The organism is Parashewanella sp. 2304DJ23-3 (assembly GCF_056591695.1).
This window is the reverse complement of the sequence record NZ_JBWQOH010000009.1, coordinates 114,077-128,613: the sequence shown is the minus strand read 5'-3', so window position 1 is coordinate 128,613 and position 14,537 is coordinate 114,077. Positions and strand designations below refer to the sequence as shown.

Sequence of the window (14,537 nt, the reverse complement as noted above, 5' to 3'; positions counted from 1 at the left end):
TCAAAGTTTAATCCGTCAAAAACGTATCTCTCTATTCTTAATTTTTTAAAAATAGAGCAAAGTGATACTAAATAAAACGCCTTTATCCGCTGCTGAACTCTTTATCGATAGGCAATAAAAAAAGAGGCACTTAGGCCTCTTCTCATACAATTTTGATTGAACTATAAAACTTGAGCAATCGCTTTACAGATAACGGGAATATTGGTTGTCGTCATTCCTGCTACGCTGATTCGTCCTGAACCAACAATATAAACGCCGTACTCAGTCTTGAGCTTTTCTACTTGCTCTTTTGTTAAACCTGAAAAGCTGAACATGCCAATCTGATCAGAAATAAAACTAAAGTCTTGTGTAACACCCTCAGCTTTTAAAGTATTCACAAATAGCTGTCGCATCTTAGCGATGCGCTCACGCATTTGCTTTAACTCATTGTGCCATTGCATTGTAAGTTCGGCATCGTTCAAAATTGTACTTACAATTAAAGCTCCGTGTGCCGGAGGATTAGAGTACATTGCACGAACAATTCGCTTAATCTGACTGTAAGATTTTTGAGCTATTGAAGTATTTTCAGCCACTAAGGTAACGGCACCAATACGCTCATTATACAAACCAAAGTTTTTTGAAAACGAATTTGCAACCAGTAATTCTGGAACTTGAGCTGCCACAATTCGCAAACCTTGTGCATCTTCTTCAATGCCATTGCCAAAACCTTGATAAGCAAAGTCAAAGAACGGTACAAGCTGCTTGTCTACACAAACCCTAGCAACGATACTCCATTGTTCAGCGTTTAAATCGATGCCAGTAGGGTTATGACAACAGCCATGTAAAAGTACGATATCTCCAGCTTCTGCTTTTGAAAGGCTTTCAATCATGCCCTCAAAATCTAAACCGTGGCTATTACTGTCATAATAGCCATATTGTTTAATTTCAAACCCTGCCGTCGAAAAAATATTACTGTGATTTGCCCAAGTTGGATTACTGACCCAAATGGTTTTCGCTTTTGTTTGACGAATTAGAAACTCAGCCCCTAATCTTAACGCTCCTGTACCACCCGGAGCTTGAAGCGTTTTAGCACGCTGTTGAGTTAATAGTTCTGAATTTTCTCCAAATAACAGCTTTTGCACGCCCAAGTTATATTTAGACTCACCTTCAATTCCAAGGTAAACCTTTGTTTTTTCAGATTCTAGCAAGCGAGCTTCAGCTTTTTTAACAACATCTAAAATTGGTGTTGTACCATCATCAGCTTTATACACGCCAATACCTAAGTTTACTTTTTCAGGTCTCTGATCGGCTTTAAAGGCATCATTTAAACCAAATAGAGGATCTGCAGGAGCTTGCTCGACAGTTGAAAAAATCATAGTGAAATCTCATTCGGGATTTAGAAATTTTAATAAGTATAGGATACAAAAAAACCCCAACATATGTTGAGGTTTTTCTGCTTATTCTTCAGCTTTTTAAGCTTTAAATAATGGTACCCGAGGCCAGACTTGAACTGGCACGCCTATTAAGCGAGGGATTTTAAATCCCTTGTGTCTACCGATTCCACCACTCGGGCAAAATTTTGTTTTATCGTAACGCTTTATTTATAAGAATATGGTACCCGAGGCCAGACTTGAACTGGCACGCCTATTAAGCGAGGGATTTTAAATCCCTTGTGTCTACCGATTCCACCACTCGGGCTCATCTTCTTATAAAGCATTACATTAAAACGTAATTTTAATGTGGAGGCGCGACCCGGAGTTGAACCGAGATAGACGGATTTGCAATCCGCAGCATAGCCATTCTGCCATCGCGCCTTAACTATCGTTTGGAGAAGTTCTCCCTGACAGCGAGAAGGCATTCTACGGATTTATGATTTTGAGTCAATCAAGAAATAGAGATTATTTTAATACTTTGGTTTGTTCGGAGAAATATCGAACAAAACAGATAATATTCAAGCAGAATATGGGATTGATGAGAAATATTTAGGCGTAAACAATCGGTTTCTTCATTAAGTCTATTGCTGAAGCAATTCCAAAAGGTAAAGGCTATGCTCTATTTGATAGTGCTAGCACCCGTGCAAAACTTAAGCTCCTTATTATATTTCAAATCATTCGGCAATAAAAAAGGCCGCACATAGCGACCTTAAACTGAGGTTTAATTACTTTAACCGTTTGGTAAAGATAAAGTGTGTAGACCTAACATTTTCTCCATCACACTTAAAACTTGGCAGCTATAACCGAACTCGTTGTCATACCATACATATAATGTCGCACGTTGGCCTTCAGCAATCGTAGCTTCTGAATCTACAACACCGGCATAGCGAGAGCCCACTAAGTCTGAAGAAACAATCTCTGTTGATTCAGTGAAGTCGATTTGATGCTGAAGCTCTGAATGTAATGCTGAGTTACGCAGATAAACATTGAGTTCTTCTTTACTCGTTTCTGAATTCAGATTTAAGTTCAAAATTGCCATAGAAACATTAGGAGTAGGAACACGGATAGCATTACCCGTTAACTTACCTTCCATTTCAGGTAGTGCTTTTGAAACAGCTTTAGCTGCACCAGTAGAAGTAATAACCATGTTCAATGCTGCACTTCGACCACGACGATCCGCTTTATGATAGTTATCAATTAGGTTCTGGTCATTGGTGTACGAGTGAATCGTCTCTACATGGCCATTTTCAATACCGTACTTATCGTTAACTGCTTTAAGCACTGGAGTGATGGCATTCGTTGTACAACTTGCAGCAGAAATGATTTTGTCTTCTGCTTTAATATCATCGTGGTTAACACCAAAAACGATATTTTTAATATCACCTTTAGCAGGAGCCGTAAGTAATACTTTCGCAGCACCTTTTGATTTAAGGTGCATACCTAGGCCTTCTTCATTGGTCCAGATACCCGTGTTATCTACAACCAATGCATTGTTAATACCGTACTGAGTATAATCAACTTCATCAGGAGAGTTAGCGTAGATAACTTGAATGTATGTACCGTTGGCAATGATGGCGTTATTTTCTTCATCAATCTCAACAGAACCATTGAAAGGGCCATGAACTGAGTCACGACGAAGTAAGCTTGCGCGTTTTTCAAGATCACCTTTGCGACCACCACGTAAAACAATAGCACGCAGGCAAAGCTTATTGCTACGACCTGTTTTCTCAATCAATAAACGCGCTAATAAACGACCGATACGACCAAAACCATAAAGTACAACATCTTTAGGTTCAGTATCCGCTTCGTTACCAAGACCTGAAGCTAGCTCAAGTGCCATATAAGCATCAATATTGCTTGCATCATTATGGTTACGCCAATAGTTAACAGCTAACTTTCCGATATCAACTTTACAATGCTTAACATCAAGTTTGCTTAATGCTTCCACAAATGGAAAGCTTTCGCGTAAACGTAATTTATCACCAACAAAACGACGAACTAAACGGTGAGCTTTAATGATATCAATAGCAGACGCATTCAGTAGCGGCTTACCATACATTAGTACTTCTACACCTTGGTTTCGGTACAGTTTACCAAGCAAAGGTTGCATAGCTTCTGCTAATTCGAAACGTTCTTGCCAACTTTTTAGGTGTTTATCAGCGTTCATTTATCAATCCTTTTTTTCACTTTGTTCGCAAATGAGGACAAATGCTGAGTGAAAATAACAAATCATGGGTAAAGAGGAGTATTCGCCTACGGGTATTCTTAACCTACCTCTGCAAATTGGGCGCAATTGTAAAGAAAACTCATGTGCTAATCTAGCCACCTAAAGAAAGACAACCATGTAATTTTATTAGAAAAAACAGTCATTATAGAATGGGAATTCGTTATTTTTTGTAATAATTACACCAAAGTTAACGTATCGATGTAAAAACCCTGTTTTCTGACCGTAAAATTCAACGTCTTATATGTTCGAGTTGTAAAAAAAATCCTTAAAAATTTAATGTTTTTTTCGCTTTTTTATTCTAGAGGCCGTTCCTAATTAACTATTTCGATTTGCTGTTGTAGATTTTTTGTTTATTCAAGGCGGCGAATGTGAGGTGTAGTTGCTCTACATAAGCATTCGTCAACACTGAAAAAACGAAAAATATACACAGCCCTTCGGGTTACGCCTAAAATTGGCAAACTCTTTGTTACTCATCTTTCGTTTAGCCCACTAAACTTCTTTCTTCGTGCCTCGATTTTGACAATTTTAGGCAGTAACAAATCGAAATGACTAATTAGGAACGGCCTCTGATCATCTTGAGTTCGAACAACGAGTCAAAGGAATTTAATCTTATGAATTATCTAAGCTGAGAGTCTGGTCACGAAATGAATGACTTAAAGGGTGATAAATTAACGTCTTTCCGTCTGATGAAAAGCACAAGGTTTTGCTAAAAACGCAACAACTCTGCCACGTTGAATTTTATTACTAAAAATAGAAATAAAAATATCAATTTCGAGACTTGTGTTAAAAAATTTACACATTTTACTGGTTTTACATGACATATCATCACCTAATACTTGACTGATATTGTCATTTTTGTAATTTTATAACCAAATTATTTTTTCTCATCCACTTTGAGGGATACCAAATGACAATTCGTGTTGCTATTAACGGTTACGGCCGTATCGGTAGAAACGTACTTCGCGCTCTTTACGAAAGCGAAAAAGATTACCCAATCCAAATCGTTGCATTAAACGATTTAGGCGATGCTTCTATCAACGCACACTTAACTAAGTATGACTCTGTTCATGGTCGTTTTAACGCTAAAGTTGATCATGACGATGAAGCGATTTATGTAAATGGCGACAAGATCATGACTTATCAGGAGCGCGACCCAAGCAAGTTACCTTGGGCTGATCTTGATATTGATATCGTGTTCGAATGTACTGGTATCTTCCAATCAAAAGAAGCGGTACAACCTCACCTAGCAGCTGGTGCAAAAAAAGTTATCATTTCTGCTCCTGGTAAAAACGTAGACGCAACTATCGTTTACGGTGTTAACCATGATGAAATCACAGCAGATATGACTGTAATTTCTAACGCTTCTTGCACGACTAACTGTCTAGCGCCTTTTGCTAAGCCTCTAAACGATGAGCTTGGTATTGAGTCTGGCCTTATGACCACTATTCACGCTTACACCAATGACCAACGTCTATCTGACGTTTATCACACTGATGTTCGTCGTGCTCGTGCTGCTGCGCTTTCAATGATCCCGACTAAAACAGGTGCAGCTGCTGCAGTTGGTCTAGTTGTACCAGCTTTACAAGGTAAGTTTGACGGTATGGCTGTTCGTGTACCAACAGCAAACGTTTCTCTTGTTGATCTTTCGTTCATCGCTTCACGTGATACTACGGTTGAAGAAGTTAACGAAATCATTAAGAAAGCCGCTGGAACAGATAAGTTAGCTGGTGTACTACATGTAAACGAAGCTCCTTTAGTTTCTATCGACTTCAACCATGACGCACACTCTTCTAACTTCGATGCGACACAAACTCGTGTTAACGGTCGTTTAGTTAAAGTGATGTCTTGGTATGACAACGAGTGGGGATTCAGTAACCGCATGCTAGATAACGCAGTAGCGTTTATGTCTGCTAAGTAATACTGACTTTACTTAATAAAAAGTGCGGCTTAGCTCCGCACTTTTTTTATGTCTGAATCACCATACTTTTGCAGCAAAAACGTGGCAACAACAGAAAGTACAATCCCTGGTAACAAAATTAATTTAGGCAATTGGTTATAGTAAATTGCATCAATCACTAAAACACATGCTGGAGTGAGATAAATATAAGCAGAAACCTTTGATGGCGTTAAGTAAGGTGATGCTTGTTGAATTAAGTAAGCCGTCAATAGTGTAGTTCCTATAGCTAAAAACAAAATATTCGAATATTCATCTTTAGGCAATTTCTCCCAATAAAAAGGAGTATTAAAAGTTAACATTGCGATTAACATAATAATAACTCCACCGATTAAAGAGCTAAATGTCATTGCCAAAATTTCACCGGGCTTTGTGAAATACTTCATCAATACAATATAAAAAGCTGCGCATACAACCCCGACAAAAAACAGCCCATCACCATAGTTTAAATTAAGTTCGAAGAGAGCTTGAAAGTTACCTTTAAAAATCACCCATAATGTACCTACTATTCCGACTGTATAGGCAATTAGTTCAATTTTCTTGATACGATATTTTAGAACAAAGGCACTTACAAGCGCCGTGATAAATGGTGTCAGAGTATGAATCGTTCCTGTATTTAGAACACTGGTATATTTAAGTGACATAAACATCAGTACAAAGAAACTGCAATAGAAAAAACCTAAAATAAATCCTTTTACTATCGTTTTTGAAACTGCTTTTCTGGCATTTGGCATCGAAAATATAAAAGGCGTTAAGACAATGACTGCAATTAAAAAGCGAAGTAAATTTAGTGAGATTGGGTGTATTTGATGAGTAACACTAGCTGTTATCGGAAAAGAAGAAGCAATCAATATCGTATACATCAACATAAGAACGTGAGACTTAACCGCTCTCATAAGGACTCCAAATGTTAGGATTTTTTGACCATTGAACTACCGTATTTCTGTAATACAAAGGTAGCGCAAATAGAAAACAAAATACCAGGAAGGATAATTAAACTTGGTAATTCCCAATGGTAAAGGCTAAAGATAAGTAACACGAATACAGGATTTAAATATATGTAAGCGGTCACTTTTGCAGGGGTAAGTGCTGTGTGAGCTTTTTGAATTAAATAAGAAGTCAGCAGTGTCGCACAGATTGACAAGTACACCATATCTTTGATCTCATTTGTTGGTAACAAATCCCAATTAAGCGGAATTCCTAAAATAAGTAATGCTGCGCTCAAAATAAGGCTACCACCTAATAGAGTACAAAAAGTCATCACCACTACCGATTCGGAACCATAAACCAACTTCATAATGATCATATATGTACTCATGCTCAGTGCAGCACCAATAAACAAAATGTCTCCATGATTTAATTGCAGCCCAATGAACTCGTTCCAGCTACCTTTAAACACCACCCAAATAGTGCCCAGCACGCCAAAGATGTATGCTAAAAACTCTACCTTCTTAATTCGAGTTTTAAAAATAAGCATACTAAAAATTGCTGTAATTAAAGGGGTCAGAGTATGAATAGTTCCAGTATTCACAACGCTGGTATGCGCAAGAGCCATGAACATTAAAATGAAATATCCTGCATAAAAAATGCTGATTGCGACTCCTTTTGGGAAGGCCATAGGTAACATTCTTCTGTAGCTCATCTTTCCAAAAACAAACGGGGAAAGACAAATTGCTGCAATAACAAATCTCATTAGTGTTAATGATATTGGATGAATATCATGAGTAACTAACGCAGAGACAGGGAAAGAACTTGCGATAAGAATCGTAGCAGCAATCATGCATAAATGCGCTTTAATAGAATTCATCTGTCTTCTGTATTTATCTATGGGTAAACTGAAGTGTATATCAAACTACCTAAAATAGATTTATAAGTATTTCCTCTTTATTAGAGGCCGTTCCCAATAAACGAATTCGATTTGCTGTTGTAGATTTTTTTGTTTATTCAAGACGACGAATGTGAGGTGTAGTTGTTCTACATAAGCATTCGGCAAAACAGAAGAAACGAAAAATATACACAGCCCTCCGGGTTACGCCTAAAATTGGCAAACTCTTTGTTACTCATCTTTCATTTAGCTCACTAAACTTCTATCTTCGTGCCTTGAGCTTGCCAATTTTAGGCAGTAACAAATCGAAATGACTAATTGGGAACGGCCTCTAATCATTCATCATTCGCTTATTCAGTATCACAAAAAATCCTACAAAACGATTACAGCGGGCTAGTAATAGATAATTAAATTTTTTGTACTAGTATCTTTGTACTATTTAGTTTGATATTACCCGTTTCCGTCTTCATCAGTGATGACGGGGTTTAGATATGTTGGTAGTGTATCCCCGAATCAGCGCTACATGGAATGGATGCTGTTTAGAAACAGATACGCATGCAAAAAGGAAAGGCATTCGTTTCAGGATGAAGAACAGAGGTTCGCAATAAAATAACGATAAATAGAAGTCAAAGCCATGAAGAAAATCGCACACTTGTTGACCAAAAGCACAATACTCTTGGTATTGTTCTTTCCGATGCAAAATACGTTTGCCAGTCAAGAAATTGAAATTGACGGTCTAGTCATTGACAGGACATTGACTCGCTTTGGCAAAGATTTCAACTTCTATTACTCCAGTTACTGGCGTGAAATCCCCCATACCCAAGGATACAACGTCACTATTCATGAGACCGTTTTCCCTCAAGCAGGCACCCTCCTTACGCTCGAGATCAATAATCAAAAAATCTACCGTACTCATTTTGGACGTCGTATGAGCTCTGTAGAAGATAGAGCTAAACAAGCAATCTTAATGACGATTGATTATTTAGCAAAAATGAAAGCCAATGAACTCACTGGTGGAAACACCAGAGAAATGGACGGCTATTAACACTAAGGGATATAAAAATGAAAATCAAATCACTGGTAATGGTGGCATCTGCGTGCTGTTTTAATGCTGCTGCAACTGAAATTATCTATACCCCCATCAATCCTACTTTTGGTGGTAATCCATTGAACGGCTCGTTTTTACTTTCCAAAGCAAATGCACAAAATGATCATTCTGAAGATCGTTCAAAAGATTTTGTTGAACGTTTCAAGGAATCACTAGAGCGAAATATTATGAGTAAAATTACTCGTGACTTCGCAGACGGAGAATTACAAGAGGGTGTTTTCGATGCCGGAGACTACAAAATCACCGTTGTGGACCTAGGAGGCGGCCGCTTTGAAGTTACCATCCTCAATGAGATAACTGGTGAAACGACCATTATTGAAATGTTTACACCTGGCCTATAAGGAGAAAGACAATGAAAAAGCTAATTTCCGTACTTCTTCTTTTAAGCACAACAGGTTGCGGGATAGTACCTAAACCAGATTTTAACCTTTCAGAAGCGTCAATCAATCGCCCAAGTTCAGTATTGAAAGCGTTACAGGCTAAACCAAAACCAAAGTTTGCTATCCCTGTCGCTGTTTATTCTTTTAGAGATCAAACAGGTCAATACAAACCACAACAAAATGTTAGCTCATTTTCGACGGCGGTGACTCAAGGTGCAAATGCAATCTTGCTGCAAACTTTATTAGATACGGAATGGTTTACACCTGTGGAGCGTGAAGGTTTACAAAACCTTCTAACAGAAAGAAAGATAATTAAAAAGAATAAAGCCAAAGCAAATAAGAATGCCAAGGTAACCATTCCTGATTTAGCCAATGCACGCTTATTACTTGAGGGTGGAATAATAAGCTATGAAACAAACACAAGCACTGGTGGTATCGGTGCAGCATATTTTGGATTAGGTGCTTCTGAATTGTACAGAGAAGACCAGATCACTATTTATTTAAGAGCGATTGACGTCCACACCGGTAAAATCATGTTATCAGTCAACACAACTAAGAAAATCTTCTCACAAGAGGTAAGAGCTGGACTTACTCGATTTACAAGTTTAAGCCGATTAGCAGAAGCAGAAATGGGCTATAGCACCAATGAACCTGTCCAACTTTGTGTAACACAAGCTATTGAATTAGCTGTGATTGAATTGATAGAGCAAGGCATGCACAAAGGGTTTTGGAATAATCAAGAAGTCGTAAAGAATCATTCTTAAACAGGTTGTACCAGATGCCATTTACAAAAGTTAATATTATGTTAACCTGAATTGGTGGCAGATTTGGCTAAGAAAAAAGTATAAAAAAGAACCAAACACCATAATACAAATTTATGTATAAAGGATTACATTCAAAAGGGGAATGTGAAATGAATCAAGTAAAGGAATTACTTTTTCTTCACGAATTTGATACACCATGCCATTTAGCTACGCTTGCTCAATCCGTAGGCATAAAAGTTAGAGTCCTCAAAGAGGTATCTGAAGTAATACATCATTCTAAAAGAGCCGACTGCTTTTGCTTAATACCTCAAAAAGGTATGCCGCAAGACAGTAAAGGCTTACCGTTAGTGGTCGCTCGTTTGATCAAAGAACTACCTATTGCCGTGTACCAAGCTGAGAGAAACAAGATATCCGAAGATTCCGCTGTAGTTTTAGGCGTTCATGGCATTTTGTACTCTGACATTGGTATGGATCTCTTACTGACTGGGATTAAACGAATGCTCAATGGCGAGCTTTGGTACGATAGAAAGATGATGAGCCATATGTTAAAAGGGTTAGTTAAAAATATAAAACCTGAAGCTCAATTGGACAAAAGCGAAGAAAGCGTGGCAATGTGGCAAATGCTTACATTAAGGGAAAAGACTGTAATTCAACTGGTATCAAGTGGTGCTCGAAATAAAGAAATAGCCTATCGACTTTGTATTAGTGAGCACACTGTTAAAGCTCACTTATCATCAATCTTTAGAAAAACTCAATCTCGTAATCGAGTAGAATTACTTCGCTGGTCGAACAATTACCAAGGTCAATTAATGGCTTAGAAATGTTTATCTGGTACAAGCTTTGTTTATTTGAAGCAACAAAGCTTGTGCAAGTTATATGTTCATCTGTCTATTATTTTGCCTTTCTATAGCTACATCAACACCGTGCACTCTACAATCTTTAATATATTCAATCATATCTTTCAGCCCTTTTTCAGTAACTCCTACAGCTGATATAGAAGCTTGTTCTGTGTTTACTCCCCAGTTTGCAGCTTCAGCGACTAACATTTGTGCCCCACTACGAGTAAGTTTATCATTTGCAGTAACTCTTAAGTGCTGATGATTAGTATCTGAAATGAACCAGTTTCCCCCCTCAGAGTACAGAACTAAATTATGCCCTGCACCGCCGTTTTGACCTGTCCTAAGTAGGTAACATTGATTCTTATCTAAACCTTTTAAATAACCCTCTATACCTTCAGGAGTAGCACCATTAGTATATAAAAGTTGCCCTTCAGCCTCTGGAGCACTCATAGATAAAGGATAGAACAAATCAATTTGATCTGTATTTTCAAAATCAGTAAATTGACAATCCACACCAAGCTTATCAGCCAGATATACAGCACAATATTCAGAACAAGTATTCTGACACCGATCTAAATATGTAATACGCTCTTTCATTTGACTCAAAGTGACGGCATTACCGAAAACACCATCTTTTGTAGGGATCGACTTAAATCTACTGGAGTTACTGGTAATGTCCTCTTTTACTCGCTCAGGAATAACCTCTTCAGTTTGCGATGGCAGTAGAGTTGCAGCGAGTATATGTACTTGCGTTTTCAGTAATGAATCTTTGTCAAAAATCCGACTACTGCTAGTACTTGCAGAGCCTGTCATTACTGCCTTTTGAGCACATTGTTGAACAGTTTTAGCAACCTCGAATTGTTGATTATTTTTTCCGGCGTTACGCATAATTTCTAGCAGTAATTCTTCAGCATATACTCCCAGCTCATCCGAATTTAATGCAACATTCTGAATAATCTCAATACACCCAAGGTTACTGTCATTGATTGCTTTATCTTTCAATTTATCAAGACAAGCTTTGCTTTCATTAAGATCAGAATCTCGGTTAAACAGCGAAGAAATATCGAGTTCTTCAGCAGGAGGTCTTTGCGTCGATAGTCCAGTACAAGCAGTCAAAGAAACTTGCATATCGGCTAACCTCAAATTAGAAAAACTAATTAATTAGATCACAAATCTATTTATCATTACAAGACAAAAGCCATTAAATGTACATTAAATTTAAGCTATATATTAACTATTTCATCAAGTTAAATCTTTTCACTCAGATTATTAATCTCTTATACAAACCTAAATTTTTGTGCGATAGCGCCTTAAATCGATTTTTTGAGCCTCGTTCAATGCTAAAAGCAATGAATTTTAAATACAAAAAAGGAGAGCCGAAGCTCTCCAAAACGCTACTCTTTACAGAGGTTGGATTTTAGTTTTGTCCAACCGTTGCAACATTACCTGTGCCCGTTTGAGTTACAGAAATGCTATTGCTATTACCTACAGTCAAACCATATACCGCGTTTGCTGTTCCATCCTGCGTGATTGAAATTGAGTTATTATTACCTTCAACTCTAAAGTCAGCACTTACACCAGCGATACCGCCGATAACGTTTTCAGCACCAATTTGAGAGAAGAAGATTTCGTTATCATCACCAAATGTCCAAGAAACGGCTTCATTTGACTCACCAATTTGAACTAAATCAGATGCATCATTCCCGCTGCCTAATATAGCTAACTCAGTGTTATTATAATCACCTTCTTGCCATAATGTGACTGCATTATCATCACCAATTATTGCTGAAGAAAATAAATTATCATTACCGTATTGAGTGGCTTCTAATTGGTTATTTGCACCTTGAACAAGTAAACCTGGTGTCAAAGCAACTCCTGCTGTTTCATCAAAGCTTGCACCTTCTTCTGGGCTTTGAATTGCTCCGATAACGTTAGTTTCTCCCCATTGGTAAGTTTGAACTTGGTTTTCATCACCAATCACATTGAAGTCGCTGCTGTTACCGCCGCCATCTTGTTCAGCATACAGCCAACGGTTAGTACTACCTGTAACAGTAATTACGGCATCATTCTCTTCACCGACTTGATCGGTTTGTGCAAAGTTATCGTTACCCTCAACAACAACCCAAGAAGAGTTATCAACTGTTCCATCGAAATCTTGACGAATATCAACGCGGTTACGATCACCTACTATTGAAGAGCGAGCATCATTGAAGTCTTCAGAAGAACGAATACCCATCACGTTTCGATCACCAGTAATTCTCATTAAAGCATAGTTTTCATTACCTTCCTGATCTAAATCTATACGGTTATCGTCACCCGTTACTTCCATATCCATGCCGTTAAAATCTCCTTCTTGCTGAAGGTCGATGTTATTCACGTCACCAGTAATACGAGCAGCAAACTCTCCGCCATTGAAATCTGAACCAATTTCATTACCGAAACCCGATTGAGTTACTTCAATATCATTACCATCACCCGCAGCAAAAGCAATCCAAGCTTGGTTATCGCTACCATCTTGAGTGACAGTTATATCATTACGGCTGCCTTCAAGTGCATAAACAAACCCAGAGTTACTATTACCCGTTTGCTCAAAGCTCATGGTGTTATCATTACCTAAAACACCTTTTACCGCACCTAAGTTGCCATTACCTTCTTGAACAACAGTTACATCATTGTTATCACCAACGTTTGGCGTAATATCAAGAGATATAAAACCACCAACGTTACTATCACCAATTTGAGTAATGTCACCATCATTTTGGTTACCCTCAACACGGAAAGTAGAAAAGTTGTCATTTCCATCTTGACTAACGACTAACGTGTTTTCATCACCATAGAGCTCTGCCACTGACTCGTTGGTATCCCCAAGCTGAGTCACATCAAAACTGTTAAAGTTACCAATAACATCAGAGTCTGCTTGAGAAAAGAAACCATTTTGAAAAACAACACCTTGGTTTTCATCACCAGTAATATCAATATTACTGATATGCCAAAAAGACAACTGTGTAACTGTTGCAGAGTTAACATTACCCGTTGAATTCAAATATGATTCAGTAAAAATACCATCTTGAGTTACATCGGCAGTTTGATCATCACCTGTTTGGTTAATTCGGCTAACATGATCAAAACCAAATTGAATAGACGTAGCATCTTGGCCAACTGCTGTTTCACCGATTGCTTCGTTAGATTGAACTACAGTAATTTCGTTACCTTCACCGGCAAAAGCACTTACACTAAGTACTGAAGACACGGCTAAAGCCAACATTGATTTTCTTGTATTGATATACATTTAGCTTCTCCCTAATTAAATTGCGAAATCCTTACAACTGCATTATCTGTATTTTGTTGAATGATAAATCCGGTATTTCCCAAAGAATCTATTTCAACTAAGTTGTGATCACCATTTTGGATAATTACATCAAAGTTGTTATTTCCAAGCTGGTTTAGCTCTACTTCATTGTCATTTCCAAACTGATTCACGACTGCAACATTGTTTCTTCCAATTTGAGCAACATTAATCGAATTGTTACTGCCAATTTGAAGAAGAACAGCTTCATTGTTTGAACCTGATTGAAATAACGAAATGAGGTTTTCACGATTATTGCTTGTCAATAAGTTCTCAAGAGACAATGAGATTGCATAATCTTCAGAATTCCACTCATCATTCGCAGAAACGAATGATGTAAACGCAGCGGCAATGAACAAAAGCGTTACTTTAAACGAGGTTTTCACTTTCATATTCCACCAACTTTCTTTGATTGTTCGCATACTCAAAACCTTTTTGAATTTAAACCCAACTCAGCACACGAATACTGACATTAAGTTGCCGTTCAAGTTACAGAGGTTTTCAGTAGCTTCAATCGGAAAAAAGTCGGAATTTAATACGTTGTAAAAAAAATGTTAAATTGATGAGTAATTTGATAACCTCACGTTTTTTAACAGGTTATCAATAAAGAATGCAGCCTTTTACAGCGACTCCACTAACCCAACCCTCTAGTCCATTAGTACTAAAAAAAAATCTACATCTT

Annotated in this window: 12 protein-coding genes and 3 tRNA genes; 5 read left to right on the top strand and 10 right to left on the bottom strand. The window is 37.8% G+C overall.

From position 1 onward, the window contains the following. Window positions 1–161: 161 nt before the first annotated feature. The 5 genes from AC1EU2_RS15260 to AC1EU2_RS15240 all read right to left on the bottom strand — a co-directional run bounded on the left by AC1EU2_RS15260 (window position 162) and on the right by AC1EU2_RS15240 (window position 3,579). Window positions 162–1,355, bottom strand: a complete 1,194-nt coding sequence (locus AC1EU2_RS15260; RefSeq protein WP_480299141.1) for an amino acid aminotransferase — start codon at window positions 1,353–1,355, stop codon at window positions 162–164. Window positions 1,356–1,466: 111 nt separating this feature from the next. Next, window positions 1,467–1,552, bottom strand: a tRNA-Leu gene (locus tag AC1EU2_RS15255). Between the two features lie 39 nt (window positions 1,553–1,591). Continuing rightward, window positions 1,592–1,677 (bottom strand) — tRNA-Leu (locus AC1EU2_RS15250). 42 nt (window positions 1,678–1,719) lie between these two features. Continuing rightward, a tRNA-Cys gene (locus tag AC1EU2_RS15245) sits at window positions 1,720–1,793 on the bottom strand. Between the two features lie 349 nt (window positions 1,794–2,142). After that, on the bottom strand, window positions 2,143–3,579 hold the full coding sequence (locus AC1EU2_RS15240) for a glyceraldehyde-3-phosphate dehydrogenase (protein ID WP_480299140.1): 1,437 nt from the start codon (window positions 3,577–3,579) through the stop codon (window positions 2,143–2,145). Between the two features lie 967 nt (window positions 3,580–4,546). Between AC1EU2_RS15240 and gap the strand changes: the two genes are divergently transcribed. Next, window positions 4,547–5,557 carry a type I glyceraldehyde-3-phosphate dehydrogenase gene (gene gap / locus AC1EU2_RS15235; protein WP_129946365.1) on the top strand — a complete coding sequence of 337 codons (1,011 nt, stop codon included), beginning with the start codon at window positions 4,547–4,549 and terminating at the stop codon, window positions 5,555–5,557. A 29-nt stretch (window positions 5,558–5,586) separates the two neighbouring features. Here the strand turns inward: gap and AC1EU2_RS15230 are convergent, their stop codons facing one another. Beyond that, window positions 5,587–6,462, bottom strand: coding sequence for a DMT family transporter (locus tag AC1EU2_RS15230; RefSeq protein ID WP_480299139.1), 876 nt, complete (start codon window positions 6,460–6,462; stop codon window positions 5,587–5,589). Between the two features lie 41 nt (window positions 6,463–6,503). Further along, window positions 6,504–7,400 (bottom strand): DMT family transporter, encoded by an 897-nt coding sequence (locus tag AC1EU2_RS15225; protein WP_480299138.1) that lies wholly within the window; start codon window positions 7,398–7,400, stop codon window positions 6,504–6,506. 652 nt (window positions 7,401–8,052) lie between these two features. Here AC1EU2_RS15225 and AC1EU2_RS15220 point away from each other — a divergent pair. From AC1EU2_RS15220 to AC1EU2_RS15205, 4 genes are all read left to right on the top strand, one after another. Further along, window positions 8,053–8,463: a curli production assembly/transport protein CsgE gene (locus AC1EU2_RS15220; RefSeq protein WP_480299137.1), complete on the top strand. Its 411-nt coding sequence runs from the start codon at window positions 8,053–8,055 to the stop codon at window positions 8,461–8,463. A 17-nt stretch (window positions 8,464–8,480) separates the two neighbouring features. Beyond that, complete coding sequence (locus AC1EU2_RS15215; protein ID WP_480299136.1) at window positions 8,481–8,867, top strand: curli assembly protein CsgF; 387 nt, start codon at window positions 8,481–8,483, stop codon at window positions 8,865–8,867. An 11-nt stretch (window positions 8,868–8,878) separates the two neighbouring features. Continuing rightward, on the top strand, window positions 8,879–9,670 hold the full coding sequence (locus AC1EU2_RS15210; RefSeq protein ID WP_480299135.1) for a CsgG/HfaB family protein: 792 nt from the start codon (window positions 8,879–8,881) through the stop codon (window positions 9,668–9,670). Between the two features lie 149 nt (window positions 9,671–9,819). After that, on the top strand, window positions 9,820–10,488 hold the full coding sequence (locus AC1EU2_RS15205; RefSeq protein ID WP_480299134.1) for a helix-turn-helix transcriptional regulator: 669 nt from the start codon (window positions 9,820–9,822) through the stop codon (window positions 10,486–10,488). Between the two features lie 54 nt (window positions 10,489–10,542). On the opposite strand, the gene AC1EU2_RS15200 is transcribed toward AC1EU2_RS15205, so the two are convergent. The 3 genes from AC1EU2_RS15200 to AC1EU2_RS15190 all read right to left on the bottom strand — a co-directional run bounded on the left by AC1EU2_RS15200 (window position 10,543) and on the right by AC1EU2_RS15190 (window position 14,277). Further along, the gene (locus tag AC1EU2_RS15200; RefSeq protein ID WP_480299133.1) at window positions 10,543–11,637 is read right to left on the bottom strand and encodes a hypothetical protein; all 1,095 of its coding nucleotides are present in this window, start codon (window positions 11,635–11,637) and stop codon (window positions 10,543–10,545) included. A 289-nt stretch (window positions 11,638–11,926) separates the two neighbouring features. Next, the gene (locus tag AC1EU2_RS15195; protein WP_480299132.1) at window positions 11,927–13,798 is read right to left on the bottom strand and encodes a curlin; all 1,872 of its coding nucleotides are present in this window, start codon (window positions 13,796–13,798) and stop codon (window positions 11,927–11,929) included. An 11-nt stretch (window positions 13,799–13,809) separates the two neighbouring features. Continuing rightward, a complete protein-coding gene (locus AC1EU2_RS15190; RefSeq protein ID WP_480299131.1) occupies window positions 13,810–14,277 on the bottom strand; it encodes a curlin in 468 nt (155 codons plus the stop codon). Window positions 14,278–14,537 lie beyond the last annotated feature (260 nt).

Excerpts from the sequence above, each read along its gene's own strand:
- AC1EU2_RS15260 (WP_480299141.1), bottom strand. The coding sequence starts at position 1,355 with ATGATTTTTTCAACTGTCGAGCAAGCTCCTGCAGATCCTCTATTTGGT.
- AC1EU2_RS15240 (WP_480299140.1), bottom strand. The coding sequence starts at position 3,579 with ATGAACGCTGATAAACACCTAAAAAGTTGGCAAGAACGTTTCGAATTA.
- gap (WP_129946365.1), top strand. The coding sequence starts at position 4,547 with ATGACAATTCGTGTTGCTATTAACGGTTACGGCCGTATCGGTAGAAAC.
- AC1EU2_RS15230 (WP_480299139.1), bottom strand. The coding sequence starts at position 6,462 with ATGTTGATGTATACGATATTGATTGCTTCTTCTTTTCCGATAACAGCT.
- AC1EU2_RS15225 (WP_480299138.1), bottom strand. The coding sequence starts at position 7,400 with ATGAATTCTATTAAAGCGCATTTATGCATGATTGCTGCTACGATTCTT.
- AC1EU2_RS15220 (WP_480299137.1), top strand. The coding sequence starts at position 8,053 with ATGAAGAAAATCGCACACTTGTTGACCAAAAGCACAATACTCTTGGTA.
- AC1EU2_RS15215 (WP_480299136.1), top strand. The coding sequence starts at position 8,481 with ATGAAAATCAAATCACTGGTAATGGTGGCATCTGCGTGCTGTTTTAAT.
- AC1EU2_RS15210 (WP_480299135.1), top strand. The coding sequence starts at position 8,879 with ATGAAAAAGCTAATTTCCGTACTTCTTCTTTTAAGCACAACAGGTTGC.
- AC1EU2_RS15205 (WP_480299134.1), top strand. The coding sequence starts at position 9,820 with ATGAATCAAGTAAAGGAATTACTTTTTCTTCACGAATTTGATACACCA.
- AC1EU2_RS15200 (WP_480299133.1), bottom strand. The coding sequence starts at position 11,637 with ATGCAAGTTTCTTTGACTGCTTGTACTGGACTATCGACGCAAAGACCT.
- AC1EU2_RS15195 (WP_480299132.1), bottom strand. The coding sequence starts at position 13,798 with ATGTATATCAATACAAGAAAATCAATGTTGGCTTTAGCCGTGTCTTCA.
- AC1EU2_RS15190 (WP_480299131.1), bottom strand. The coding sequence starts at position 14,277 with ATGCGAACAATCAAAGAAAGTTGGTGGAATATGAAAGTGAAAACCTCG.